This is a genomic window from Pseudomonas sp. ATCC PTA-122608 (assembly GCF_001952855.1).
In the GTDB taxonomy this organism is placed as follows: Bacteria; Pseudomonadota; Gammaproteobacteria; order Pseudomonadales; family Pseudomonadaceae; genus Aquipseudomonas.
In genome coordinates this window covers 127,350-153,661 of the sequence record NZ_LPNO01000013.1, presented here as the reverse complement: position 1 = coordinate 153,661, position 26,312 = coordinate 127,350, and the positions used below count along the sequence as shown (strand labels likewise).

General features: G+C 60.2%; 24 protein-coding genes, 1 tRNA gene and 1 pseudogene. 14 read left to right on the top strand and 12 right to left on the bottom strand.

The window, feature by feature from the left end; translation table 11 throughout:
* Positions 1–80: 80 nt before the first annotated feature.
* Positions 81–2,270 (top strand): patatin-like phospholipase family protein, encoded by a 2,190-nt coding sequence (locus AU074_RS13435; RefSeq protein ID WP_076015126.1) that lies wholly within the window; start codon positions 81–83, stop codon positions 2,268–2,270.
* A 133-nt stretch (positions 2,271–2,403) separates the two neighbouring features.
* Here the strand turns inward: AU074_RS13435 and AU074_RS13430 are convergent, their stop codons facing one another.
* Both AU074_RS13430 and recQ read right to left on the bottom strand, forming a co-directional pair.
* Positions 2,404–2,838: a MarR family transcriptional regulator gene (locus AU074_RS13430; RefSeq protein ID WP_076015125.1), complete on the bottom strand. Its 435-nt coding sequence runs from the start codon at positions 2,836–2,838 to the stop codon at positions 2,404–2,406.
* 121 nt (positions 2,839–2,959) lie between these two features.
* On the bottom strand, positions 2,960–5,086 hold the full coding sequence (recQ, locus tag AU074_RS13425; protein ID WP_076015124.1) for a DNA helicase RecQ: 2,127 nt from the start codon (positions 5,084–5,086) through the stop codon (positions 2,960–2,962).
* Between the two features lie 330 nt (positions 5,087–5,416).
* Here recQ and AU074_RS13420 point away from each other — a divergent pair, with 330 nt between their 5' ends.
* Positions 5,417–6,004: a YecA family protein gene (locus AU074_RS13420; RefSeq protein WP_017477430.1), complete on the top strand. Its 588-nt coding sequence runs from the start codon at positions 5,417–5,419 to the stop codon at positions 6,002–6,004.
* A gap of 20 nt (positions 6,005–6,024) precedes the next feature.
* Positions 6,025–6,417, top strand: a complete 393-nt coding sequence (locus AU074_RS13415) for a YbaN family protein (protein ID WP_076015123.1) — start codon at positions 6,025–6,027, stop codon at positions 6,415–6,417.
* Positions 6,418–6,534: 117 nt separating this feature from the next.
* Here AU074_RS13415 and AU074_RS13410 read toward each other — a convergent pair whose 3' ends face one another.
* Positions 6,535–7,221, bottom strand: a complete 687-nt coding sequence (locus AU074_RS13410; protein WP_076015122.1) for an HAD-IA family hydrolase — start codon at positions 7,219–7,221, stop codon at positions 6,535–6,537.
* A gap of 104 nt (positions 7,222–7,325) precedes the next feature.
* Positions 7,326–8,174: an oxidoreductase gene (locus tag AU074_RS13405; protein ID WP_076015121.1), complete on the bottom strand. Its 849-nt coding sequence runs from the start codon at positions 8,172–8,174 to the stop codon at positions 7,326–7,328.
* A gap of 97 nt (positions 8,175–8,271) precedes the next feature.
* Between AU074_RS13405 and AU074_RS13400 the strand changes: the two genes are divergently transcribed.
* A complete protein-coding gene (locus tag AU074_RS13400) occupies positions 8,272–9,168 on the top strand; it encodes a LysR family transcriptional regulator (protein ID WP_076015120.1) in 897 nt (298 codons plus the stop codon).
* Positions 9,169–9,192: 24 nt separating this feature from the next.
* Complete coding sequence (locus AU074_RS13395; protein ID WP_076015119.1) at positions 9,193–9,549, top strand: DUF2784 domain-containing protein; 357 nt, start codon at positions 9,193–9,195, stop codon at positions 9,547–9,549.
* Here AU074_RS13395 and AU074_RS13390 read toward each other — a convergent pair.
* A complete protein-coding gene (locus AU074_RS13390) occupies positions 9,536–10,504 on the bottom strand; it encodes an NAD-dependent epimerase/dehydratase family protein (protein ID WP_076015118.1) in 969 nt (322 codons plus the stop codon). The two genes, AU074_RS13395 and AU074_RS13390, sit on opposite strands and share 14 nt — an antisense overlap.
* Before the next feature lie 96 nt (positions 10,505–10,600).
* On the opposite strand from AU074_RS13390, the gene AU074_RS13385 reads away from it, so the two are divergent.
* The 5 genes and pseudogenes from AU074_RS13385 (at position 10,601) to AU074_RS13370 (ending at position 13,481) form a co-directional block, all read left to right on the top strand.
* Positions 10,601–11,485: a LysR family transcriptional regulator gene (locus tag AU074_RS13385; protein WP_076015117.1), complete on the top strand. Its 885-nt coding sequence runs from the start codon at positions 10,601–10,603 to the stop codon at positions 11,483–11,485.
* Between the two features lie 54 nt (positions 11,486–11,539).
* Positions 11,540–12,118, top strand: coding sequence for a DUF4337 domain-containing protein (locus AU074_RS13380; protein WP_076015116.1), 579 nt, complete (start codon positions 11,540–11,542; stop codon positions 12,116–12,118).
* 78 nt (positions 12,119–12,196) lie between these two features.
* A pseudogene (locus AU074_RS34490) lies at positions 12,197–12,352 on the top strand ((Fe-S)-binding protein); the annotation flags it as partial.
* 30 nt (positions 12,353–12,382) lie between these two features.
* Complete coding sequence (locus AU074_RS13375; RefSeq protein WP_076015115.1) at positions 12,383–12,736, top strand: gamma-glutamylcyclotransferase family protein; 354 nt, start codon at positions 12,383–12,385, stop codon at positions 12,734–12,736.
* A 4-nt stretch (positions 12,737–12,740) separates the two neighbouring features.
* A complete protein-coding gene (locus tag AU074_RS13370) occupies positions 12,741–13,481 on the top strand; it encodes a hypothetical protein (RefSeq protein WP_173860377.1) in 741 nt (246 codons plus the stop codon).
* 75 nt (positions 13,482–13,556) lie between these two features.
* Here AU074_RS13370 and AU074_RS13365 read toward each other — a convergent pair.
* Positions 13,557–13,646: transfer RNA gene (locus AU074_RS13365), tRNA-Ser, on the bottom strand.
* A gap of 333 nt (positions 13,647–13,979) precedes the next feature.
* On the opposite strand from AU074_RS13365, the gene AU074_RS13360 reads away from it, so the two are divergent.
* The 3 genes from AU074_RS13360 (at position 13,980) to AU074_RS13350 (ending at position 16,740) form a co-directional block, all read left to right on the top strand.
* A complete protein-coding gene (locus tag AU074_RS13360) occupies positions 13,980–14,669 on the top strand; it encodes a crotonase/enoyl-CoA hydratase family protein (RefSeq protein ID WP_076015114.1) in 690 nt (229 codons plus the stop codon).
* Between the two features lie 215 nt (positions 14,670–14,884).
* Positions 14,885–15,640 (top strand): 1-acyl-sn-glycerol-3-phosphate acyltransferase, encoded by a 756-nt coding sequence (locus tag AU074_RS13355; protein ID WP_076015113.1) that lies wholly within the window; start codon positions 14,885–14,887, stop codon positions 15,638–15,640.
* Positions 15,641–15,768: 128 nt separating this feature from the next.
* The gene (locus AU074_RS13350; RefSeq protein WP_076015112.1) at positions 15,769–16,740 is read left to right on the top strand and encodes a magnesium and cobalt transport protein CorA; all 972 of its coding nucleotides are present in this window, start codon (positions 15,769–15,771) and stop codon (positions 16,738–16,740) included.
* 130 nt (positions 16,741–16,870) lie between these two features.
* Here AU074_RS13350 and AU074_RS13345 read toward each other — a convergent pair whose 3' ends face one another.
* The 3 genes from AU074_RS13345 to AU074_RS13335 all read right to left on the bottom strand — a co-directional run bounded on the left by AU074_RS13345 (position 16,871) and on the right by AU074_RS13335 (position 21,061).
* On the bottom strand, positions 16,871–17,599 hold the full coding sequence (locus AU074_RS13345) for an amidotransferase (protein WP_008434897.1): 729 nt from the start codon (positions 17,597–17,599) through the stop codon (positions 16,871–16,873).
* A 92-nt stretch (positions 17,600–17,691) separates the two neighbouring features.
* Complete coding sequence (locus AU074_RS13340) at positions 17,692–19,839, bottom strand: 3-hydroxyacyl-CoA dehydrogenase NAD-binding domain-containing protein (protein WP_076015111.1); 2,148 nt, start codon at positions 19,837–19,839, stop codon at positions 17,692–17,694.
* A 16-nt stretch (positions 19,840–19,855) separates the two neighbouring features.
* On the bottom strand, positions 19,856–21,061 hold the full coding sequence (locus AU074_RS13335; protein WP_076015110.1) for an acetyl-CoA C-acetyltransferase: 1,206 nt from the start codon (positions 21,059–21,061) through the stop codon (positions 19,856–19,858).
* Between the two features lie 681 nt (positions 21,062–21,742).
* Here AU074_RS13335 and AU074_RS13330 point away from each other — a divergent pair.
* Entirely contained in the window at positions 21,743–22,546 is an 804-nt protein-coding gene (locus AU074_RS13330) for a cytochrome c (RefSeq protein ID WP_076015109.1), read from the top strand.
* 203 nt (positions 22,547–22,749) lie between these two features.
* Here AU074_RS13330 and AU074_RS13325 read toward each other — a convergent pair whose 3' ends face one another.
* Genes AU074_RS13325 through AU074_RS13315 form a run of 3 tightly spaced genes read right to left on the bottom strand, consistent with a single transcriptional unit; the run spans position 22,750 to position 25,913 of the window.
* On the bottom strand, positions 22,750–23,553 hold the full coding sequence (locus tag AU074_RS13325; RefSeq protein WP_076015108.1) for a transglutaminase family protein: 804 nt from the start codon (positions 23,551–23,553) through the stop codon (positions 22,750–22,752).
* Positions 23,550–24,500 (bottom strand): alpha-E domain-containing protein, encoded by a 951-nt coding sequence (locus tag AU074_RS13320; protein ID WP_076015107.1) that lies wholly within the window; start codon positions 24,498–24,500, stop codon positions 23,550–23,552. The genes AU074_RS13325 and AU074_RS13320 overlap by 4 nt, the downstream gene beginning before the upstream one ends.
* Positions 24,501–24,503: 3 nt before the next feature.
* Positions 24,504–25,913, bottom strand: a complete 1,410-nt coding sequence (locus AU074_RS13315) for a circularly permuted type 2 ATP-grasp protein (RefSeq protein ID WP_076015106.1) — start codon at positions 25,911–25,913, stop codon at positions 24,504–24,506.
* Positions 25,914–26,312: the final 399 nt, after the last annotated feature.

Below are 26,312 nucleotides of genomic sequence, written 5' to 3'. Positions count from 1 at the left end.
TTGAATGGCTCCTGCTTGGCGGGTTGAAAGGATCGAGTGGCTATAATACCGGCCTTTATCGTCCAGCCTTGAGATTGATGATGCGCCGCCTGTTGTCCTGCCTGTTGCTGTGCCTGCTCCCTGTCCTCGTCCAAGCCGTCGAAAACCCGCGTCCGAAGATCGGCCTGGTGCTCTCCGGCGGTGCTGCCCGTGGCCTGGCGCACATTGGTGTGCTCAAGGCCTTGGAAGAACAAGGTATCCACATCGATGCGATTGCCGGCACCAGCATGGGCGCGGTGATCGGCGGGCTGTATGCCTCGGGCTACAAGATCGACGAGCTGGAAAAACTCGCACTGAACATCGACTGGAAGCTCGCCCTGTCCGACGCACCGCCACGGGAAGACGTGCCGTTCCGGCGCAAGCAGGATGACCGGGATTTCCTGGTCAAACAGAAACTCAGCTTTCGCGACGACGGCAGCCTCGGCTTGCCACTGGGGGTGATCCAGGGCCAGAACCTGGCCTTGCTGCTGGAAAGCATGTTCGCCCACAGCAGTAACACCCGGGATTTCGACAAGCTGCCCATCCCCTTCCGCGCCGTGGCCACCGACATTACCAGCGGTGAAAAGGTGGTGTTCCGAAAGGGTCACTTGCCCCAGGTGATCCGCGCCAGCATGTCGATCCCGGCGGTGTTTGCCCCGGTGGAACTGGATGGCCGGCTGCTGGTGGACGGCGGCATGACCGATAACATCCCGCTGGATGTGGCGCGGGAAATGGGGGTCGACATTGCCATCGTCGTCGACATCGGCACCCCGCTGCGCTCGCGCAAACAACTCAACACCGTGGTCGACGTGCTCAACCAGTCCATCACCCTGATGACCCGGCGCAACTCCGAAGAACAACTCAAGGCCCTGGCCCCCCGCGACGTGCTGATCCAGCCGTCATTGGCCGCCTACGGCGTGACGGATTTCGGCCGCGCCAAGGACATGATCGACGCCGGCTATCGCGCCACCCGCGCCCTCGACGTCCGCCTGGCACACTTGCGCCCGGCCGAGCCGGTAGATCCGTCACTGGTGGCCGCCCGCACACCCGGCGAGCGCAACCCGGTGATCACCGCGATCAAGGTGGAGAACGACTCCAAAGTGGGCGACGAGGTGATCCGCTACTACATCCGCCAGAACCTCGGCGAGCCACTGGACATGGCCCGTCTGCAAACCGACATGGGCACCCTGTACGGCCTGGATTACTTCGAGCAGGTGCAATACCGCGTGGTGAAAAAGGGCAAGGACAACACCCTGGTCATCAGCGCCCGGGGTAAGCGCAGCGGCACCGATTACCTGCGCCTGGGGCTCAACCTGTCGGATGACATGCGCGGCGACAGCGCCTTCAACCTCGGCGCCAGCTACCGCATGAATGGCATCAACCGCCTCGGCGCCGAATGGCTGACCCGGGTGCAGATCGGTGACAAGCAGGAGCTTTACAGCGAGTTCTATCAGCCGATGGACACCGGCTCGCGCTACTTCGTCGCGCCCTATATCAGTGCCCAGGCGCAAAACGTTGAGCTGATCGAAGACAACAACCCGATCTCCGAGTACCGCCTGGAACGCTACGGCTTCGGCCTGAACGTGGGCCGGCAGATCGGCAACAGCGGCGAGATTCGTTTCGGCGTCGGCGAGGCCTGGGGCAAGGCGGATGTGCGCATCGGTGACCGGGATTCGCCGAGCATCAACTTCAGCGAAGGCTTCTATGAACTGAAGTACTCCTTTGATTCGTTCGACAACGTGTACTTCCCCCACACCGGTGAAGACATCGGCTTGGCCTTCCGTGAGTTCGAACCGGGACTGGGTTCGGACCAACGCTATCGCCAGTGGGAATTCAAGCTGGACAAGGCCATGAGCAGCGGGCCGGACACGCTGATCCTCGGCGGGCGTTATGGGCGCACCCTGGATAAGTCGGACGTGGTGATTTCCAGCTTCCTGCTGGGGGGCGCGCGGCAGTTGTCGGGCTTTCGCGAGGATGCGATCGCCGGGCAGAACATCAGCCTGATGAGGGCGGTTTACTACCGCCGGCTGACGCCGCGGTCTTACTTGCCGCTGGATTTCCCGTTGTACCTGGGCGGGTCACTGGAACGTGGGCGAGCCTGGAACAACGACAATGAGTACGACAGCGGTTACATCAACGCCGCCAGTATTTTCCTGGGGTTTGATACGCCGCTGGGGCCGTTGAATTTCAGTTACGGGTTTAACGATGACAATCAGCAGGCGGTGTATCTGAACCTGGGGCAGACGTTCTAAGTACGCCGCAAAACAAATGTGGGAGCGGGCTTGCTCGCGAAGGCGGTGTGTCAGTCAGCACATGCATTCACTGACACTCCGCCTTCGCGAGCAAGCCCGCTCCCACATGTTTTGATCTTCGGCGTTTCGAAAATCAGGACTTCTCGAGATTTCCGAGGATGTGTTCATGCACCCGCATGCACACCCGCAAATCCTCTTCATCGACACCCACAAACAGCTCATGGCGCAAGGCCGTGGCGATGGTTTCAATCTGTTCGATCAACGGCTTCGCGGTGTCGCACAGCACGATGCGCTTGGCGCGGCGATCTTCCACCACGGCCTGGCGTTGCACCAAGCCCTGGCCTTCCAGACTGTCGAGCAAACGCGCCAATGTGGGCCCTTCTACCCCGACACTTTGCGCCAATTCACGCTGGGTAGGCGGTTCGGTAAAACGGGCCAGGTGCAGTAGCACCAACCAGCGTGCCTGGGACAAGCCCAGACCTGCCAAGCGACGATCCAGCTCGGCACGCCAACCTCGGGACATCTGCGCCAACTGCATGCCAAAACGGTGTTGATCGGTTAACGGCATAAAAAACTCATGGATTAGACTGAAAATAAAGTGTGGCTAATTATTAGTCAGCTAAGCATGACCCATGCCAGTAGGCAAGACCCGGTATGTACTGATTCGTTACATTGTCGTAATTGGCACATCAAATCTCGAATTCCGACTGCAAAGCGGCCCTGACGCAGTACAAAACGCCTTCAGGCACACGCCCGGTAAACAGCGGTGCAATCTCGGAAACCGGTGGCAATTCGCCTTCTCCATCCAGGAATGCATCCTGGATTTCGCCGAGCAAATCTTCCGGCAAATCAAGCGCCTGCTCCAACGACAACTGCTGCTTGCCGATGGACTCGGCGAGCAAGGTGTAGACGTTCTTTTCCGAGCACTGCAACTGCCCGGCGATCTGGATTGGGGTCATGCCGGCACGGGCCAGGCTGATCAGCTCGTGGCGGATATCGGCGACCTCTTTCGGCGCCTCGACCTGACCGCCGAGCACTTCGAGGAACGCCTGGCCATAACGCTCCAGCTTGCGCGCACCGACGCCGCTGACCCTGCCCATTTCGCCCAAGGTGGTGGGATGCTCGCGGAGCATTTCCAGCAAGGTGGAGTCGGGGAAGATGACGTACGGCGGAACGCTGTGTTCCTGGGCGAGCTTCTTACGCAGCGCCCGCAAGGCTTCCCACTGTTCGCGCTCTTCGAAGCGCACCAGTTGGCTGGCCTGGCTGGTGCTGGATTTGGGAGTGGTTTGCGGTTTGAGGTCGCGGCGCAGCTCCAGGCTGACCTCGCCCTTGAGCAGCGGCCGACAACTGTCGTTCAGGCGCAGGCCGCCGTAGCCTTCAAGATCGATATCTACCAGGCCACGGGCGACCATCTGCCGGAACAGCGAGCGCCATTCGCCTTCAGCGCGGTCTTTGCCGACGCCATAGACCGAGAGCTTCTCGTGGCCGAAGCTGCGAATCTTTTCGTTGTCCTTGCCCAGCAGCACGTCCACCAGATGGCCGACGCCATAGCGCTGGCCGGTGCGGTAGATCGCCGACAACGCCTGGCGAGCCGGCTCGGTGGCGTCCCAGGTCTGCACGCCGTCCACGCAGTTGTCGCAATGGCCGCAGGGCTGCGGCATGTCTTCGTCGAAGTAAGCGAGCAAGGTCTGGCGACGGCAGCGGGTTTCTTCGCACAGCGAGAGCATGGCGTCGAGTTTGTGCTGTTCCAGGCGCTTGTGGCGCTCATCGCCTTCGGAGTTCTGCAGCATCTGCTTGAGCATCACCACGTCTTGCAGGCCGTAGACCATCCAGGCATCCGCCGGCAGGCCGTCACGGCCGGCACGTCCGGTTTCCTGGTAGTACGCCTCGAGGGATTTGGGCAGGTCCATGTGGGCCACGAAGCGCACGTTGGATTTATCGATACCCATGCCGAACGCGATGGTAGCGACCATGATCAGGCCTTCCTCGTTGAGGAAGCGCTTCTGGTGGTACGCCCGCAGCTCGTTGGGCAGGCCGGCGTGATACGGAAGCGCCGGGTAGCCTTGCTCACTGAGGAATGCGGCGACCTCGTCGACCTTCTTGCGCGACAGGCAATAGACGATGCCCGCGTCGCTGCGCCGATCGGAGAGGAACGCCAGCAACTGCTTGCGCGGCTGTTCCTTGGGCACGATGCGGTAAAAAATATTCGGCCGGTCGAAGCTCGAGAGGAACCGCTCGGCGTCCTGCAGGTGCAGGCGTTCGACGATTTCTTCGCGGGTGCGTTTGTCGGCGGTGGCGGTCAGGGCGATGCGCGGGACGTTTGGGAACAGCTCCGCCAGTTGGCCCAGTTGCAGGTATTCGCGACGGAAATCGTGACCCCATTGGGACACGCAGTGGGCTTCGTCGATGGCAAACAGGGAAATTTCCAGGCTCTGCAGGAACGCCAGCATGCGCGGCTGCACCAGGCGCTCGGGGGCGAGGTAAAGCATCTTCACTTCGCCGCGCTTGATGCGGGCGGCGAGGTCGCGTTGCTGTTCGGCGCTGAGGGTGGAGTTCAACGCGGCGGCCGCAACGCCGAGCTCTTCCAGGGTGGCCACCTGATCGTCCATCAAGGCGATCAACGGCGACACCACCACTGCAAGCCCTTCACGCAGGAGTGCCGGCACCTGGAAACACAGCGACTTGCCGCCGCCGGTAGGCATCAGTACCAGGGCGTCTCCACCGTTGGCCACGCGCTCAATGATCGCACCCTGGCGGCCACGAAAACTGTCGTAGCCGAAGATGTCCTTGAGGACGCGTTGAGCCTGCTCGAGCATGAAAAACTCCAAATATCGCCGAAATCCCTCTGTACAGGCTGGTCGAAAAAGCACGCTTGAGCGGGAAATAATCCGTAAGCGAACTTTTCCCGCGACTGGCGCTTGGCCTGTAGGGGCATCACAAAACGCGGCAGTATACCCGAGGGTCAGCCGGCAATGGGTGCCGTTGGTGAATTGCACAGGCCCATTAAATGGCCCGAAATGCTGGGAATTCATTCCGTCAGGTAGACCCAATTGTCCCCTTAGCGAGCAAGCCCGCTCCCACAAGCTGGCCTGGGCGCTCAAGAAAGCCTAGAATTGCCCATCGTTTATTCCCAAGGTAGTCCGTCAATGTCCTTCGCTGAGCAACTAACCCGCCTGCAAGCCTTCCTCGATGCCGATGAGCTGCACGACGAGGCGCTGGACTACGTGGCCGCCCACGGCTATCTGACCGCGCTGTCGATCTGCTCCGATGTCGTGCCTGATCGTGAATGGATCGACGCACTGTTCTCTGAAGAGCCTCACTACAGTGATGCCGCCCAGCGCGAAGAAATCGAATCCACCCTGCTGGCCCTCAAGGCTCACATTGGCCGCCAACTGGCTTCCGATGAAGAGTTCGAACTGCCTTGCGACCTGGACCTCGGCGAAGATCCGGACGACTCCGAACTGCGCGGCTGGTGCATCGGCTTCATGGAAGGCGTGTTCCTGCGTGAAGAGGCCTGGTTCGAAACGGCTGAAGAAGAAGTCAGCGAAATGCTGCTGCCGATCATGGTCGGTTCCGGCCTGTTCGACGAGCAACCTGAGTTCTCCGACATCGCCTCCGACGCCAACCTGATGGACGACATGATCGTTCAGATCCCGGAAGCGCTGACCGCCCTTTACCTGCTGTGCAACGCACCTGACGAAAAGCCGGCGATCCTCAAGCCTCGCCACCACTAAGACCGTTGCCCGTGGCCCCCATGGGCAATCGCTCTGTGATCACGCGCTACGTTCTGCTGGCCATCGGCTGGCTGAGCGTAGTGCTTGGGGTGATCGGCATTTTCCTGCCGGTGCTGCCCACTACTCCCTTCCTTCTGCTGGCTGCCGCCTGCTTCACCCGTAGCTCCCCGCGCTTCTACCAATGGCTGGTGGAACACCCGCGCCTGGGGCCGTGGATCCGTGACTATCTGGATGGCAACGGGATTCCGCTCAAGGGCAAGGTGTATGCCATTGGGTTGATGTGGGTGAGTATCGGGTTTTCCTGCTACCTGGTGCCGCTGATTTGGGCGCGAGGGTTCATGCTGACCAGTGCGGTGTTGGTGACGGTTTATATTTTGCGGCAGAAGACATTGCCCAAGGCACCGCAGGACTAAATGTGGGAGCGGGCTTGCTCGCGAATACGGTGGATCAGTCAGCACATGTATCGGCTGACACACCGTATTCGCGAGCAAGCCCGCTCCCACATTTTTGATCCAGTGGCTTTAGAGGGATCAACGCATTGGCGGCAACCCATACGCCGCCAGATCAAACTCCGCCAGCTTGCGAATAATCTGGTCAGCATGGTGGTACTTGCTGTCCGCCATCGCCTCATCCGGCACGGCAATCGCGGTCATGTGCGCAGCCTTCGCCGCCGTCACGCCAAACGGCGAATCCTCAAACACCAGGCAATCCTCTGGCGCCACACCCAAGCGGCGCGCCGCCGTCAGGAAGATATCCGGCGCTGGCTTGGCCGCTCCCACTTCCGGGTCATCCGCAGTCACGATAGTGTCGAACAGCCCAAACCACTCACGGTGCAACGTGGTTTTGTGACCAAACGAATTGCGCGACGAACTGGTGCCCACGGCAATCGGAATGTTATGCGCCTTCAAGTGCCGCACCAGCGCCTCAGCGCCCGGCATACCCAAGGCCTTGGGGAAACGCTCACTCATCAGTGGCTCGCGGATCACCAAAAATTCGGCGGCCGTAATCGGCAGGTCCAGGGCCTTGACCACGTAATCCGCCAGGTCCTGGGCGCCGCGACCAATGATGTGCTGCTTGATCCCCCAGTCATAGGTACGGCCGTAGCGTTCGGCGATGATCTGCGTGACTTCGGTGTAGATGCCTTCTGTGTCCAGCAACAACCCGTCCATATCGAAAATGACAGCCTTGATCGGGACAGCGGTACGCGGTGCATTCATCACTACAGATCCGTGGGCAAAAGGACTAAAAGGATTCAGCACAATAACGGCCCGCCTGCGCTGCTAGCAACCGTTACGAGCCTGTGCCGAACCCTGTCAGCGCTTCACTCAGGAAAATCAGCGCCCTCAGTCACCTCAGCCCACGCATCAAAATCCGCGCTCAATGCCTTCACCTTGGTCCGCGCAAAGGTCAACGCCGCCTTGCCCAGTAGCAAGCGCAATGGCGGTTGCTCAGCCTCCACCGCCTTGACGATGGCAATCGCCGCGCGCACCGGATCACCCGGCTGCTTGCCGCTGTAGTTGCGGACCATGTTGGCACGGGCCACCGCCGTTTCCTTGTAGTCGGCAATCCCGTGAGCCGCCTCGTTGGCCGAACGCCCGGCCCAGTCGGTACGGAACGGGCCCGGCTCGACCAGCAACACCTTGATGCCCAACGGCGCGACTTCCTGGGAAAGCGCCTCGGAAAGGCCCTCCACCGCAAACTTGGTCGCATTGTAGAAACTCAGCGACGGGAACGCCGCCACACCGCCCACCGAGGAAATGTTCACGATGCTGCCCGAGCGCCGGGCGCGCATGCCGGGCAAGGCCGCGCGAGTCATGGCGCTCAGGCCCCATACGTTGATTTCGAACATGTTGCGCACGTCATCCAGGTCGCTTTCTTCGAAGGAGCCGAAGTAGCCAACACCGGCGTTGTTGACCAGTACGTCGATATGGCCGAAACGTTCTTCAGCCGCTTTGACAGCCGCCTCGACCTGGGCCTGGTCGGTCACGTCCAGCGTCAGAACCAGCGCGTTGTCTTCGTGACCGGCGACGATGTCCTGCACCTGTTGCGGATTACGTGCGGTGACCACGGTCGGGTAGCCGAGGCTCAGGGTGTGCAACGCCAGCTGGCGGCCGAAACCGGTGGAGCAGCCAGTGATGAACCAGACGGGTTTTGCGGTGGAAGTCGTCATAAAGGGCCAATCCTCGTGAGTGTAGGAAAAGTATGCGCGCCGCTGTTCTTGCTAAAAAGATGCATAATCTGCAAGGCCCTTTCGGAAATACAACACAATGGACACGCCCGATTTCCAGCAATTGCGACTGTTCCTACAGGTCGCCCGCTCGAAAAGCTTCACCCAGGCGGCCGACGCCAGCAGCCTCTCGGTGTCGACCGTCAGCCATCGCGTGCGCTCCCTGGAGAAACAGTTGGGCGTGCAACTGCTCAACCGCACCACCCGCAGCGTCAGCGTGACCGAGGCCGGCGAGCAATTGATCCAGAAGATCACCCCGCTGCTGGAAGAACTGCAAACCAGCCTGCACAGCGTAGCAGCGGCTACGGTCGACGCCGCCGGTACCTTGCGCCTGAACATTCCCTCCACCGCCAGCCGAATGGTCCTGCAACCGTTGCTCCAGCGCTTCCTGCGCAAATACCCGGGCATCAACCTGGAAGTGGCGGTGGACAACAGCCTCGTGGATATCGTCGCCCAGGGTTTTGACGCGGGCATCCGCTACGACCATGTGCTGGCCGAAGACATGGTGGTGGTGCCGGTGGCGACGCAGTTGCGATTCGTCATCGTCGCCACGCCGGAGTATTTGCAGGGGCGCAAACTGCCCACTCATCCCCACGATTTACTGGAGCATGAGTGCGTCAACTACCGCAGTGCGCAGACCGGCTCGCTGCACCGCTGGGACTTTGAAAAAGCCGGCAAGCAGATGCGGGTTACGGTAAAAGGCCGGCTGGCGACCAACGATGTTGAATTGATGGTGCGCGGTGCGCTGGACGGGTTTGGCTTTGCCTACGTAGCGCGCTCCAGCGTCGAGCAGCACCTGCAACGCGGTGAGTTGGTGGAGGTGCTGGACGACTGGATTGCCCACAGCGCGCTGTATTTGTATTACTTCAACCGTACGAACACGCCGAAGAAATTGCGGGTGTTCATCGAGTTCCTGAAGGAAGAATTCGGGACCTGAACCTTTCAAAAAGCGAACCCAATCATGCTCTACCGCTTCGCCGCTGACGGCCTGGTGCTGTTTCATCTGTCGTTCATTCTGTTCGTGCTGTTTGGCGGTTTGCTCACCCTCAAATGGCGGCCCGTGATGTGGCTGCATTTGCCCGCTGCTGCCTGGGGCGTTGCGGTGGAAGTGTTCCACCTGCCCTGCCCGCTGACCCGCTGGGAAAATCTGTTTCGTCATTTGGCCGGGCAGGACGGTTATGGTGGTGGCTTCATCGAGCATTACATCCTGACCCTGATCTATCCGGCCGGGCTGACGCCGCAGATTCAATTGGGGCTGGGCGCGCTGGTGCTGTTGATCAACATCGCGGTGTATGTGCGCCTGATCAGGCGCTCTTAGGCAGGCAACCAATACCAACTAACGTCGCCTCAACCGCCTCATCCAACGGTGTGTGGGGTTCGCTGCCCAGCACTTGCACCAAGTGACGGTTATCCATGCGCACCTCGGTTTGCCACAGGTAGCGCATTTCCTGCATCTCGCGGAAGGTAGTGACAAAGGGCGCGGCCAGTTTCAGCAGCCACCATGGGAAAGCCCTGACAGAAGGCTGGCGGCCGGTCCTGCGTGACACCACCCGCTGAATCGCCTGGCTCATCTGCCGACCATCGGCATCTATGTGCCCCGCCATATGAAAACGGGCGAAGGCATCAAGGGTGTCGCGGCGTGCAATCAACTCGACCATGGTTCTCGCCACGTCAGGCAGGTAAGCCCACTGATGCCCCACACCTGGCGCCCCTGGATAGCTCACGTTGGCCACCGGCTTTGCGGGCTTGACCAAGCCTTGGGAAAACCAGCTGCTGCCGGCCTTGGCGCCGAAAAAATCGCCTGCCCGCACGATCAACACCCGGGCGCCCTGCTGGGTCGCCTCAAGCAAACGCTGCTCCATCTCCACCCGGATCGCGCCCTTGCGGGTAAGTGGATGCTGCGGCGAATCTTCCTCCAACCGCGCAAATGCATCAGGCCCGAAGTTGTACACCGTGCCCGGCAGGACAATCGTCGCCCCTCCAGCGATTGCCGCCGCGATGCTGTTATCGATCATCGGCAACACCAGTTCTGCCCAGCGCTGATAACCAGGCGGGTTGACCGCATGCACGATCACCGAACACTCCTTGGCCGCCGCGACGACTTCCTCGCGGTTCAGCGCATCACCTTTTATCCATGTGAAATCGGCGTTCTGCTTGTGGGCCTTATCCACATCCCTCGTCAGGGCGCACACCTGCCAGCCGGCAGCGAACAACTGCCGCGCCACTTCGCCACCAACCCCGCCTGTCGCGCCCAACACCAGAACCTTGTTCATGCTTTTTCCCCTGAGGGTTGTTTGATGAGGCGATTCTGTTCGAGGGCGGGCTATAGAGGAATTGCCGAAGATCATCCAGTCGCTATACATTTATGCATGGCATCGACTATTGGTTGGGAGCTTTACCGGTCTTTCCTCGGGGTACTCAAGGAAGGATCGTTGTCGGGGGCCGCACGGCAGCTCGGCATCACTCAACCCACCGTCGGGCGGCACATCGCTGCGTTGGAGAAATCCCTGAACGTGGTGCTGTTCACCCGTTCCGCCAGTGGCCTGCTGCCCACGGCGGTCGCCCTCACGCTACGCACCCACGCCGAAACCATGGAGACCACCGCCGCCGCCCTTGAACGAGCCGCTTCGCCCCAAGGCCCCGAAGTGCGCGGCGTGGTGCGGGTGTCTGCCAGCGAAGTGATCGGCGTGGAAGTCCTGCCGCCGATCATAACCCGCCTGCGCCAGCAGCACCCGCACCTCAAGGTCGAACTGGTGCTGAGCAACCGCCTGCTGGACCTGCTGCAACTGGAGGCCGACATCGCCGTGCGAATGGTCCGACCCAGCCAGGAACAACTGCTGGCGAAACGCATCGGCGTTATCGAAGTCGGCCTGCACGCACGCAACGACTACCTGCAACAACACGGCACGCCCCAGAGCCTGAATGACCTGACGGCCCACTCAGTCATCGGCTACGACCAGGAAAGCGCCTTCATCCGCAGCCTGGCCGTCAAAGGCTTCGACCGCAGCGCCTTTTCCCTCAGCAGCGACAGCGACCTCGCACAACTGGCCCTGATCCGCGCCGGCGCCGGCATCGGTGGCTGCCAGGTCAAACTGGCCCGGCAAGACGCCCGCCTGAGCCGGGTCCTGCCGGACGCCTTTGCCCTGCAACTGGACACCTGGGTCACCATGCACGAAGACCTGCGCAACAGCCCGCGTTGCCGCGTCACCTTTGATGCCCTGGTGGCCGGTTTGCAGCATTACGTACAGGATTGAGACAGCTTCGCTGGTGAAGAATCAGAGTCCCTCAAACCCTTCATAGACGCCCCTATGTCCGAAGCCTTCGAAGTCCCCAGCCCCCACGAAAAACACGTCGAACACACCACCGAACATGCCCACGGCCGCGGAGACAATTTCGCCAGCCGCATTGCCGTGATGACCGCCATCATGGCCACCGTCGGCGCCATGCTCAGCTACCAGGCCGGCTCCACCGAAAGCGAAGCGGCGATGGACAAAAACAACGCCGCCATCTTCAAGACCGAAGCCGCCAACCAATGGAATTACTACCAGGCCAAATCCAGCCGGCAGAACCTCGCGGAGCTGGCCACGCATATTCCCGGGGTTGATGCGGCGCACTACAGCGACGAGATCCAACGCTACAAAACCCAGAAGGAAGAAGTACGCAAGCAAGCGGAAAAGCTCGAAGCGACGTCGAAGGAATGGGATGAAAAGTCAGAGCAGGCATTGCATCAACATCACCGCTGGGCGCAGGCGATGACCGCGATTCAGATCGCGATTTCGTTGGCGGCGATCACGTTGCTGACAAGGAAGGAATGGTTGAAGCGCATGGCATACACCGCAGGCAGTGTGAGCGTGGTGCTGGGCGGGATGGCGTGGCTGCATATTTGAGGTCACCCGCTCAGCACCTTGGCACCAACACCCTCACAGCCTTCAACCAACACTCCGACGGCAAACCGGTGCTGGGAGAAAGGGCACCGCGTCAGCGATTTCCCCTTTGCGATTTATCGAGGCGGTGATATTCGGGACTTTGACCAGTATCCTAATGAAGGACTTTGGATCCGGGATATCCAGATTGCGCACCCGAGCGAGGCTTTTGGTGCGTTTTACGAAGATTTGTTGGCTGAACCCTTAACGCTCTATCAAGGAAGTGAAATGGAACGCTCGACCGAATTTCCCGTGCTGTTGTTTTCCTACGGCACGTTGCAGGACAAGGCTGTGCAGTTGGCCAACTTTGGTCGGGAGTTGGTGGGCCAGCAGGATGCGATGCTGGGGTATTCGAAAAGCTGGGTGGAGATTACCGATCCTGAGGTGTTGGCTGCGAGTGGCAAGACTCATCATCCGATTGTTTCACCGAGCGGGCGGAATGAGGACAGTGTTGAGGGGATGGTGTTTCAGATTACCGAGAAGGAGCTTGCAGCGGCGGATGCGTATGAAGTCTCGGACTATAAGCGGGTTTCGGTGGGGTTGGCTTCGGGGTTGGCGGCTTGGGTTTATGTGCAGGCTTGAGAAGGTGCGGCTCTTCAATCGGGGCAATTTCCTGCAGATCACTCGGAAAGCGTGCACTGCCGGATTTGCGAAGCTGCCGCTCCTGATCTCGTGCGCGTTACTCGCGGCCTGCAGCAATACCCCCGAGCCGGTTCAGTATCTGCCTGGCCGAGTCATCTATCGCATCGACTCCTCGCGCTTCTTCGAGATCGACCAGACCACCCTCAAGCTCTGCAACGGCTCTGCACCTTCCATCGCCGACTCAGGCGACATGGTGTACTACACCGACACCCGACTCGGCATTCATAGCCCAGTAGCGCGATTTGGCTCGTTCAATGGCATTACCGTTCGGGGCAAAGGCGCCCCATTGATGATTGATGCCGCCAACTCGAACTACCTGGCCATTCCAATTGTTCGTCCGCCGAGTTTCAGCAACGGTGGGGGCGGTCTGCCGCGCCTGTATTTTTCCCAGGATGCCGGGCGCACCTGGCTACGCGTCACTGCGCCCATGTACCTGGAAAACCCGGACGGGACCTGGCTTACCGGCTCCATCCTTTCGGTCGAAGGCCCCCTCCTGTTCGGAGCCGCGCAGATAGATATCTCCTTGAACTACGAATCGCTCAAGGACAATTCTCCCTATTCGAGGCTGTCTTACCCACAACGCTGGCAACGTACCGAAAACCGTCTCACGCCCGGGTACTTCGAGCCTCCTCGCCAAGCGCCTATTGATGATCGGTTCAATTGCGCGACCGGGGATAAGCCATAACAGGCTTTTTTGTCCCGCAGAAAACACAAAACCCCTGGCTTCTCTCGAAACCAGGGGTTTTGTTTACATCGAATTTGGCGGTGAAGGAGAGATTCGAACTCTCGATACAATTTCTTGTATACACACTTTCCAGGCGTGCTCCTTAAGCCACTCGGACACTTCACCGTATCTCGTCAAACTGATTCAGTCTGTCGAGGCGCGCTAATGTAGTCGAAAGCTTTTCCGATGGCAAAGGTTTTTTTCAGAATTTTCATGCGCTTAGGCGGTTATGCCGTTCCAGCCCTCTGTGGCGCCATGCACACCAAGGCGATTCTGCCATTCTCGGGCACTCACGGCGCTTGTCTATAGTAGCTGCTGCGCCTTGCCGAAGGCCGCCTGCGGGCGGGCATGGGGGAAAAGTCTGACTGGGTAGTCAGTCACGGCGCTTTACCAGGGCGGGCGCGGTGGGTAACGTCTGCCGTCTGTCCTTCTATTACAAGCATTACAAGGAATCGCGTCATGAGTGAGTTGATTGCCTACCACCTCGAAGACGGTATCGCGACCCTGACCCTGAGCAACGGCAAGGTGAATGCCATTTCGCCGGCAGTGGTCAGTGCGTTTAATGAAGCGCTGGATCAGGCCGAGAAAGATCGGGCGGTGGTGATCATCACGGGCACGCCGGGGATTTTGTCCGGTGGCTATGATTTGAAGGTGATGACCGCAGGCCCTAAAGAAGCCGTGAGCCTGGTGACGTCGGGTTCGACCCTCGCCCGCCGCCTGTTGTCGCACCCGTTCCCGGTGATCGTGGCGTGCCCTGGGCACGCGGTGGCCAAGGGCGCGTTCCTGTTGTTGTCGGCGGATTACCGGATTGGTGTGGACGGGCCTTTCAGCATTGGCCTGAATGAAGTGATGATCGGCATGACCATGCACCACGCCGGGATCGAGCTGGCGCGGGATCGTCTGCGTAAGTCGGCCTTCCACCGCTCGGTGATCAATGCCGAGATGTTTAACCCGCAGGACGCGTTGAGCGCCGGGTTCCTGGATAAGGTGGTCGCGCCGGAAGAATTGCAGGCCGCGGCGCTGGAAGCAGCTCGCCAACTGAAGAAGATCAATATGAATGCCCACAAGCACACCAAGCTGAAGGTGCGTAAGGCGCTGCTGGAAGCCCTGGATGACGCGATCATTCAGGACCAGGGCCACTTGGGTTAATAAAACCTACGCCTGCTGAATCGAAGCCCGACCTTGAGTCGGGCTTTTTCTTACAAAGAATTCCGATTTGCCTACAACCGCTCTAGACAGTGTCTGTCACGGCGCGTTGAAACATGCGCTTAAACATCGCCTATCTTCCGACTCTATAGGGGCAATTGCCGAATACAGTGCACATCCGTACACTGCGCCACCTTTTGTCCCGATGGGCTGTGTCGATGCTTTTTTTGTTACGCATGTTGTTGATGGGCCTGCATTTTATGATTGCGGGCGTACTGGGCGTGCTGCTCGGGATCTGTCGGCCGTTCAATCCGGACAACAGCCGTTACTGCGCGCGCCTGTATGCCGTGCCGGCGATGTGGCTGTTGCGCCTGCGGGTGAAGGCTGAGGTCGACTCGCTGCGCAACAAGCCCAGCAGTTGCGTGATCATCGCCAACCATCAGTCCAACTATGACCTGTTTGTGTTCGGCACCGTGGTGCCCTACCGCACGGTGTGTATCGGCAAGAAGAGCCTGAAGTGGGTGCCGTTGTTTGGGCAACTGTTCTGGCTGGCGGGCAATGTGTTGATTGACCGGGGCAACGCCCACAAGGCGCGGCGCTCGATGCTCACTACAACGCATACCTTGCAACATGCAGACACCTCGATCTGGGTGTTCCCGGAAGGTACGCGCAACTTCGGCGAAACCCTGTTGCCGTTCAAGAAAGGTGCGTTCCAGATGGCGATCGCTGCGGGCGTGCCGATTGTGCAGGTGTGTGTCAGCACGTACGTGAAGCAGATGAAGCTCAACCGCTGGAACAGTGGCGATATTCTGATTCGCTCGCTGCCGCCGATTCCTACGAAGGGGCTGACGATGGATGACATGCCGCTGTTAATGCAGACCTGCCGCGAGCAAATGAAAGATTGTATTGAAGCAATGGACCGAGAGCTGGAAATCACCCCCAGTAGGAGCGAGCTTGCTCGCGAAGGACGTTAACGATTACGCGCTCACTCTGGATTAACCCGCCGCTCTCAGGTTTTTCGCGAGCAAGCTCGCTCCTACAGAGGGCGCGTTCAGGCTAAGCTGCGCAACAACTGTCATCCAATACAGAAGCGATCAGCACTATGGGTAGAGTTGTTGCGGCCGCCGTCTATAGCGCCGGAAAGAAAGTCACCGATATCACCCTGGACGAAGGCGCTGCCTGGGCCGCCAAGCCCGACCATTTTGTGTGGATCGGCCTGGAAGAGCCCAGCGCCCTGGAACTGGCCAACCTGCAACGCCAGTTCAACCTGCACGAACTGGCCATCGAAGACGCCCTGGAAAAACACAGCCGCCCCAAGCTTGAAACCTTCGGCGACGCGCTGTTTATCGTGACCTACTCGCCGGTACGCGATAACGGCAAGCTGGAGTTTATCGAGACTCATATCTTTGCCGGCAGCGGCTATATCATCACCGCCCGCAACGGCCACTCGGCGTCCTACGGCTACGTGCGCCAGCGTTGTGAGGCGCGGCCACTGTTACTGGAGCATGGGGAAGATTTCGTACTCTATGCGCTGCTGGATTTTGTTACCGAGAACTACCAGCCAGTGAGCGAGGCGATTCATGCCGAGGTCGATGAGCTGGAACGCAACGTGTTGTGCAACTCCCTGAGTGAAGCGGATATCCAGAAGCTCCACGGCCTGCGCCGCGATGTGCTGCGGCTGAAGCGCTACGTGGCGCCGATGGTGGAGATCAGCCAGGAATTGCAGAAACTGAGCTTCCCGTTTATCGACAAGAACATGCGCCCGTACTTTCGCGATGTGCAGATTCACGTCACGCGGCAGATGGAAGACCTGACCACCCTGCGGGATATCGCCAGCCAGACCATCGAAATTGGGGTGTTGCTGGAAGCGTCGCGCCAGAGCGTGGTGCAACGCAAGTTTGCCGCGTGGGCAGCGATTCTGGCGTTCCCGACGGCGGTGGCCGGGATCTACGGGATGAACTTCCAGAACATGCCGGAGCTGCAATGGCACTACGGCTATTTTGCGGTGCTGGGGTTTATTGGGGTGGGATGTACGAGTTTGTGGGCGAGTTTCAAGCGTTCAGGCTGGCTGTAGGAAAACTGCTGTTGTGGCGAGGGAGCTTGCTCCCGCTGGGGTGCGAAGCTCCCCCAAAAGCTTGCGGCTGCTGCGCAGCCGAGCGGGAGCAAGCTCCCTCGCCACAAAAAGCTGTCCAAACCCGAATTGATTAGGCCACGTCCGCTTTCGGTTTGTGCGCCACAAACCGCATCATCCATTCCGCCACGGTGACGCCGTGGTGGTCTCGCTCCAGGCTGGCCACTCCGTTCGTGTAGACCTTCTCCCCCAGGGTTGTCTGAAGAATCTCCAGCAGCTCGCGGGAATAGTCGTGGATAAATTCCGGGTGGCCCTGGAAGCACAGCACTTGGTCTTCGATGTGGTACGCCGCAAACGGGCAGAATTCGCTGGAAGCGATCACTGTGGCGTTTTCCGGCAAGGTGGTGACCTGGTCCTGGTGGCTGATCAACAGCGTCAATTCTTCCACCACCGGGCTCATCCACGGTGCCTTGGCGTTCAGTTTGTAGTCATGGATGCCCATGCCCCAACCCTTGGTCGCCCGCTCGGTCTTGCCGCCCAACAGCAGCGCCAGCAACTGGTGGCCGAAGCAGATGCCGATCAGTTTGTCGCCGCGGGCATGGCGGTCCAGCAGGTAGGTCTTGAGGGTCTGGATCCAGGGATCGGTGCCGAAGGAGTCGGCCTTGCTACCCGTCACCAGGTACGCGTCGAACACTTCTTCATCCGCCGGGTATTCACCCTGCACCACGTTATAGATGACGAATTCGGCGGCAATCGGCTGTTTGGAAAACAGGCGCTTGAACATCTGCCCGTACCCTTGGTACTGATCGATCAGTCCAGGACGCAGGATATCGGTTTCCAGGATGCACACGCGTAACGACATAAAAAATACCTGACACGGCGATGGGAATAATGAACACCCCCAGAGCCTGCCTTGAAATACCCTTCCAAGGCAAGTCCGCTCCCACATTTCGATCACCGAAACGCTTCACCCTGTGCGGCTTTCTCCAACAGCAGCGCCGGTGGCGTGAAGCGCTCACCGTATTGCTCGGCCAGGTAACGGGCGCGGGCGATGAAGTCGTTCAGGCCGTACTGGTTGATGAACTGCAGCGCCCCGCCGCTCCAGGCGGCAAAGCCGATACCGAAGATCGAGCCGACGTTGGCATCCGCCGTCGACATCAACACGCCCTCCTCCACACAACGCACGGTTTCGATGGCCTGGATGAACAGCAAGCGGTCGCGTACGTCCTGGGCCGAGATCCGTTGCTCGGGCTTTTCAAAGCGGCTTTTCAGCTCCGGCCACAGGTGTTTCTGCCCGCCCGCCGGGTAATCGTAGAAGCCACCACCCGCTGCCTTGCCCGGGCGTTTGTATTCGTTGAGCAACAGGTCGATCACGGCAAAAGCCGGGTGCTGCGGTAACGGCTTGCCCTCGGCCTGTAGGTCCTTGGCCGTCTGTTGACGGATATGGCTCATCAGGCTGAGGGAAACTTCGTCAGAGACCGCCAGCGGCCCCACAGGCATGCCGGCCTTGCGCGCCTCGGTCTCGATCATCGGCGCTGCTACGCCTTCGCCGAGCATGGCGATGCCTTCGTTGGTGAAGGTGCCGAACACCCGAGAGGTGAAGAAGCCGCGGCTGTCGTTTACCACAATCGGGGTTTTCTTGATTTGCAGTACGAAGTCGAACCCCCGGGCCAGGGTTTCGTCGCTGGTGTGGGCACCCTTGATGATTTCCACCAGGGGCATTTTGTCCACCGGGCTGAAGAAGTGCAGGCCGATAAACTTGCCCTGGTCGGGCACCGCCGTAGCCAGGCCGCTGATGGGCAAGGTGGAGGTGTTGGAGGCAATGACTGCGTCGGCCCCCACCACGCTTTGCGCAGCAGCCGAGACCTTGGCCTTGAGTTCCCGGTCTTCGAAGACGGCTTCGATGATCAGGTCGCAGCCGGCGAGGTCGGCATCGGATTCGGTCGGAATAATCCGCGCGAGGATGGTTTCCCGCTGCTCTGTGGTCAATTGCCCACGGCCGACCTTCTTGTCGAGCAACGCTGCCGAGTGGGCCTTGCCCTTCTCCGCCGCCGCCAGGTTGACGTCCTTCAGCACTACTTCAACGCCCGCCGAGGCGCTGACGTAAGCAATGCCCGCGCCCATCATCCCGGCGCCAAGCACGCCGACCTTGCGTGTCACATACGGCGCAAAGCCCTTGGGTCGCGAGCTACCGGCGTTGATTTCATTGAGCTGGAACCAGAAGGTTCCAATCATGTTTTTCGCCACTTGCCCGGTGACCAGCTCGGTGAAGTAGCGGGTTTCGATCAGGTGCGCGGTGTCGAAATCCACTTGGGCGCCTTCCACGGCAGCGCAGAGGATTTTCTCCGGTGCCGGGAAGCAGCCGTTGGTTTTGGCGCGCAGTATCGATGGCGCAATGGCGAGCATTTGCGCGACTTTGGGGTTGGACGGCGTACCGCCAGGGATCTGATAACCCTTGATGTCCCAACGCTGTTTCGCCTCGGGATTGGCGAGAATCCATGCCCGGGACTTGGCCAGTAGCTCGTCACGATCTGCCGCCAGCTCGTCAATCAATCCAGCTTGCAGCGCCTGTTGCGGCGTACTCTTTTTGCCTTCCAGCAAGTAGGGCAAGGCCTTTTCCAGCCCGAGCATACGCACCATGCGCACGACACCGCCGCCGCCCGGCAGCAGGCCGAGGGTGACTTCCGGCAGGCCGATCTGTACCGACTTGTGGTCCAGCGCCACGCGGTGTTGGCACGCCAGGCAAATCTCCCAGCCACCGCCCAGTGCCGCGCCGTTGATGGCGGCCACTACCGGTTTGCCGAGGGTTTCCAGCGCGCGCAGTTGCGCCTTTAACACCAGCACGCTGGCGTAGAAATCCTTGGCGTGGGGCTTGTCGACCTTGATCAATTCATTGAGGTCACCGCCGGCAAAGAAGGTCTTTTTCGCCGAGGTGATGATCACGCCCGCAATCGAATCCTTCTCGGCCTCCAGGCGGGCAACGGTGGCCGCCATGGCCTCGCGGTACACCCCGTTCATGGTGTTGGCGCTCTGGCCGGGCATGTCGATGGTCAGCACCACGATCTGGTCCTGGCCTTTTTCGTAACGAATGGCATCGGTCATGACTGATTCCTTAGGCTCAGAGGCGTTCGATGATGGTGGCGATACCCATGCCGCCGCCGACACACAGGGTGGCCAGGCCATACCGCTGCTGGCGCACCTCCAGTTCGTCGAGCAAGGTGCCGAGAATCGCGCAGCCGGTGGCGCCCAGCGGATGCCCCATGGCGATGGAGCCGCCGTTGACGTTGACCCGGGCGGCGTCGATGCCCATGTCCTTGATGAACTTGAGCACCACCGACGCAAACGCCTCGTTAACCTCGAACAGGTCGATGTCTTCAACCCGCAGGCCAGCCTTGGCCAGGGCCTTGCGGGTGGCCGGTGCGGGGCCGGTGAGCATGATGGTGGGGTCAGTGCTGGTGACCGCCGTGGCGACGATGCGCGCTCGGGGTTGCAGGCCGAGTTCGCGGCCTTTGGATTCAGAGCCGATCAGCATCAGCGCCGCGCCATCGACGATCCCGGAACTGTTGCCCGGCGTGTGCACGTGGTTAATACGCTCGACGTGGCTGTAGACCCGCAAGGCCGTGGCATCGAAGCCCATCTGGCCCATCATTTCGAAGCTGGGCTTGAGTTTGCCCAGGCCTTCGAGGGTGGAATCGCCACGGATGAATTCGTCCTGGTCCAGCAGCACAATGCCATTTTGGTCCTGCACTGCGATCAGCGATTTGTTGAAGGAACCGTCTGATCTTGCCCGCGCCGCCTTCTGCTGTGAGTGCAAGGCAAAGGCATCGACGTCTTGGCGGGTGAAGCCTTCCAGCGTGGCAATCAGGTCGGCGCCGATGCCCTGCGGGGTGAAGTGGCTGTGCAGATTGGTTTGCGGGTCGAGTACCCAGGCACCGCCGTCGCTGCCCATGGGCACGCGGGACATGGACTCGACGCCGCCCACCACCACCAGGTCTTCAAAGCCGGAGCGCACTTTCATCGCGCCGAGGTTCACGGCTTCCAGACCCGACGCGCAAAACCGGTTGATCTGCACACCGGCGACGCTGACGTCCCAGTCCGCCACCAGGGCGGCGGTCTTGGCGATGTCGGCGCCCTGGTCGCCCACCGGCGTGACGCATCCCAGGACGATGTCATCCACTTGCCGGGTATCGAGGTCGGTGCGCTGTTGCAGCGCGGTCAGCAACCCGGCCACCAGGTTCACCGGCTTGACGCTGTACAAGGCGCCATCGGCCTTGCCTTTGCCACGGGGCGTGCGTATCGCATCAAAGATCAAAGCTTCGGTCATGACGTCCTCGAATCACTGGGCAACGAATCGTGCTCCTACCTTAGGCGCCGCGGCGCCGGATTCAATGACCGAACCGCTCATTGACCTTGACGCTCACGCTCAGACGAACGGTAGGAGGCTACGGGAATCGGCTGATTAATCGTTTTAGCTGTCTAGCCCTAGGGCTGGCGTCTGGCTGGCAATTGGCCTCATGCCTTTTTAATAAGATTTATTCAGGTAATGAGATGAAATGGATCTAAGCCAAGCAGAACGAGGGCTCTAAGGTTGAATCTGTAGGAGAAGTAAAGGGTTGCTGCCGGGTTTTGCTGGAGCACCTGTAAGAACTGTAAGAAAAGAGTCATGTAGCACCGTCATAGTGAAATCGACCGGCACGCATTTGACGCTCAGGAATAACAACAAAAGGCAGTCAGCCATGTTCAAACAATCGAAAGTACGTCAGGCGGGACTTATTCTTTTCGCCACCACACTGATTCTGATATTGCCCAATCTAACCAAGGTTATTGGGTGACTTCTCACACCCCACATTCTGCGCAGACACAGCGCCAGGATCGCAGCCTTTGGCAGCGCCTTTCGGGATATTGCGCTTAGCGATCCCGTCAGGGGCTGCCGTTTTGCGCGCCGGTTTCAGGTGGTTTTGCGGTATCGTGATACCCGCATCGTCACTCAAACACGGGCCCATCCTTGAAACAGATCATCGTCCTTATAACCCTGCTGCTGGCCCTGCCGGCGTCTGCCGCACAACTGACCATCGAGCTGGATCACACCCGTAAAACCTGGGAAACCGCCGAGCTGCTCAAGCGCCCGGATGCGCAGACGGTGCAGATCGTTGATGACGTTTCCTACAAGCGCAACATGACGTATCGCGCGGTACCGCTGGCCGCACTGTTGCCCGGCATCAAGCCGGAAAATCATCTGCAGGCGGTGGCGCTTGACGGCTTTGCCGCGGAACTGACGGCGGCGCCGCTGCTGTCAAAAAGCGGCTCGCAGGCCTGGTTGGCGGTAGAAGACCCGGCGCATCCCTGGCCGCCGCTGGCGGACGGCAAACCCAGTGCCGGGCCGTTTTATCTGGTGTGGACGGACCCGCAGGCCGGGCATATCAGCCCTGAGCAATGGCCGTTTCAGATCTCCGGGATCAAGCAAATGACAACGGTTGCGGAGCGCTTCCCGGCGTTGTTACCAGACCCGAAACTGGCGGCAAATGATCCGGTAAATCAAGGCTTCGCGTTGTTCCAGAAGAACTGCCTGGCGTGTCATCGCCTCAACGGGGCCGGCGATGCGCAGGTGGGGCCGGATTTGAATATTCCCTACAACCCTACTGAATATTTCGCCGGGGATTTCCTCAAGCGTTATATCCGCGACCCGCAAGGCATGCGGCATTGGCCACAGGCGAAGATGCCGGCGTTTTCGGCCAGTGTGCTGCCGGATGCGGACCTGGATCTGCTGGTGGGGTACTTGAAGTATATGGCAGGCAGAAAGCAGCCTTAAGGCTCGGGTAAATCTGTGGCGAGGGAGCTTGCTCCCGCTGGCTGCGCAGCAGCCCCAATCAGACAATCACATTTCTCCAGACAGAACTCGGGGGGCATGCTTTGGGGCCGCTTCGCAGCCCAGCGGGAGCAAGCTCCCTCGCCACAAAAGTTTTCCTGGCACAGAGAGCTTTCCTGCTACACAAAGCTCCCTCTCCCGGAATCCTACTGCTGCTGCACCGAAATCACCGGTGTCGGCGCCACAAATACCTTGGCATGCATCTGCTCATGCCCTCCCCCACGACGCATGCCCCGCACCGGGCAGGCGTCCAGGTAATCCAGGCCCACCGCCAGCTTCAAATGCCGTTCCGGCCGGGCCAGTTGGTTGGTCACATCAAAGCTGTACCAGGCGTCATCCAGCCAGGCTTCGGCCCAGGCATGACTGGCCAGGTGCTCGCAGTCTTCGCTGTACAAATACCCCGACACATACCGCGCCGGAATACCCAGGCTGCGAGCACAGGCGAGGAAGGCGTGGGTGTGGTCCTGGCACACCCCGGCGCGCCCGGCAAACGCCGTGGCCGCACAGGTGTCGACTTCGGTAGAGCCGGGCGAGTAGGTCATGTACTGGTTCAGCGCATGCATTAAATCAATCAACGCACTGCGGTCGCGGCGCTGGTGGCAATGCTTTTCGGCAAAGCTGCGCAAGGCATCGTCCGGCTCGGTCAAACGGGTGCAGCGCAGGAACGGAAACGCCGACTGGCTCTCATGTTCGGCTTCGCGCAATTCGTCGATATCCACCTGGCCACGGGCGCCGATGATGATGGCTTCGTGGGGCTCGTCCATGGTTAGCACGTGCAGGATATTGCCGAACGGGTCCAGTTGCGCCCGTACCGGCCGGGGCAAGTCCAGTTGCCAACTAAGGACGTGCTGGCGCTCGCTGTCGTGGGGCGTGAGCCGCAGGTACTGGATGCTGGCGCGCACCTGGTCTTCGTAGTGGTAGGTGGTTTCGTGGCTGATGGAAAGTCTCATGCCGCCTCCAGGTAGGAACTGTAAATAGCATCGCCCAGCTCGCGCACGAGCGGGATGAAGTCGGTCAGCCAAGCGTGCAGGCCTTCCTCGATAATTTCGTCGATCGCGGTAAAGCGCAGTCGCGCATCCATTTCGGCCGCCAGGCGTTGGGCCGGGCGACCGTTGATGCCGGGCAGGCTGCCAAGGATCTGGTCGATCTCTTCACTGCACGCCCGCAGCGAGCGCGGGACGTCGGCGCGTAGTAGCAACAGCTCGGCGACTTGCCGGGCGCCGGGGGCGTCGCGGTAGATCTCGGTGTAGGCCTCGAAAGAGGACAAGGCCCTTAATAGCGCACTCCACTGATAGTAGGCGTGGGCGGTGCCATCGGTGACCGCTTCGGCCTGGTCGCCGGCCATTTCATAGCGGGCATCCAGCAGGCGCAGCGTGTTGTCGGCCCGTTCGATAAAGGTACCGAGGCGGATAAAACGAAAAGCGTCGTTACGCATGATGGTGCCGTAGGTGGCGCCACGGAACAGGTGGGAGCGCTCCTTGACCCACTCGCAGAACCGACTCATGCCATAACGACTCAGGCCTTGCTGGGCGATGTCGCGAATTTCCAGCCAGGTGGCGTTGATGTTTTCCCACATGTCGGCGGTAATTCGCCCACGCACGGCGTGAGCACTGGCCCGCGCCGCACCGAGGCAGCTGTAGATGCTCGCCGGATTGGCCGCATCCAGAGCGAAGAAGTGCAGCAGGCGCTCGGCGTGCAGCTCGCCGTGACGCTCGCGGTAATCGTCGAGGGTGCCGGTGATCAGCAGCGGCATTGCCAGTTCATGCAAGCCATCGCCGCGCCCGTCCTGGGGCATCAGCGACAGCGAATAACTGACATCGAGCATCCGCGCGAGGTTTTCCGCACGCTCCAGATAGCGCGACATCCAATACAAATCCGAGGCAGTTCTACTCAACATATTTCAATCCTCAACCACCCAGGTGTCTTTGGTGCCGCCGCCCTGGGACGAATTGACCACCAGCGAACCTTCCCGCAGCGCCACACGGGTCAGGCCGCCCGGCACCACGCGAGTTTCCTTGCCTTGCAGCACGAACGGGCGCAGGTCGATGTGGCGCGGGGCGATGCCGTTTTCGACGAAGGTCGGGCAGGTGGACAGGCACAGGGTTGGCTGCGCGATATAGGCGTGGGGCTTGGCCTTGATGCGTGCGCGGAAGGCTTCGATTTCCGCCGCCGAGGCGGCCGGGCCGACCAACATGCCGTAGCCGCCCGAGCCCTGGGTTTCCTTCACCACCAGTTCCGGAAGGTTGGCCAGCACGTGGGACAGTTCACTGGGATTACGGCACTGGAACGTCGGAACATTCTTCAGGATCGGCTCTTCATCCAGGTAAAAACGGATCATCTCGGTGACGAAGGGGTACACCGACTTGTCATCCGCAACCCCAGTGCCGATGGCATTCGCCAGCACCACATTGCCCGAGCGATACGCCGCCAGCAGGCCCGGCACGCCGAGCATGGAGTCCGGGTTGAAGGCCAGCGGGTCGAGGAACGCGTCGTCAAGGCGGCGGTAAATGACATCCACCGCCTTGGGGCCGTCGGTGGTGCGCATGAACACACGGTCATCACGTACAAACAGGTCGGCGCCTTCCACCAGTTCCACGCCCATTTCACGGGCCAGGAACGCATGTTCGAAGAACGCACTGTTGAAACGCCCCGGAGTGAGTACCACCACACTGGGGTTATCCAGGGGGCTGGAGCTTTTCAGGGTGTCGAGCAACAGGTTGGGGTAGTGATCGATGGGCGCGATGCGCTGGGCGGCGAACAGTTCGGGGAACAGGCGCATCATCATCTTGCGGTCTTCGAGCATGTAGCTGACACCGCTGGGGGTGCGCAGGTTGTCTTCGAGGACGTAGTAAGTACCGTCGCCATCGCGTACGAGGTCGACGCCGGAGATGTGGGAATAGATATCGCGGTGCAGGTCCAGGCCCTGCATCGCCAACTGGTATTGCTCGTTGGCCAGCACTTGCTCGGCAGGGATGATCCCGGCCTTGATGATCCGTTGTTCGTGGTACAGGTCGGCGAGGAACATGTTCAGCGCCTTGACCCGTTGGATACAGCCGCGCTCGACGATCCGCCACTCACTGGCCGGGATGCTGCGGGGAATCGTGTCGAAGGGAATCAGGCGTTCGGTGCCTTGCTCATCGCCGTACAGCGTGAAGGTGATACCGGCCCGGTGAAACAGCAAATCGGCTTCACGCCGGCGCTGGGCCAGCAGTTCCGCAGGCGTCTCGGCCAACCAGCGGGCGAATTCGCGGTAATGGGGGCGCACAAGCCCTGCCCCGTCGTACATCTCATCATAATAAGTGCGGATCATGCCGTACTCCTTGTCACCCGGACGCCAGAACCATCGCAAGGCCCGTGCCAGCGGCATAAACACTTAAGTATCAATCAGTTGGATATAGGCGCAGGTCTCACCGCACCGTCCCGGTGCAGCAAATGCCCGCTGTCATGGGCGGCGCCTCATTGCAATGCAGGCCATGACTATCACCAGCATAGTCAGAGTTGATTTCACTGCCCGGCAAACCCTGGGGATAATCACCACCATCGGCTGAACAGGACATGTCCTACAGCCTCACCCTTTGCTTGATGGGTAACGTGATACGGCATGTACCGATCTGTTCCCCTTCGCTCCGATCTTCCCTTTGGCCACCCTGCTCGGGTGGCTTTTTTTTGTGCAGGATTTTTCCCAAGCCAGAAACAAAAACGGCCGACC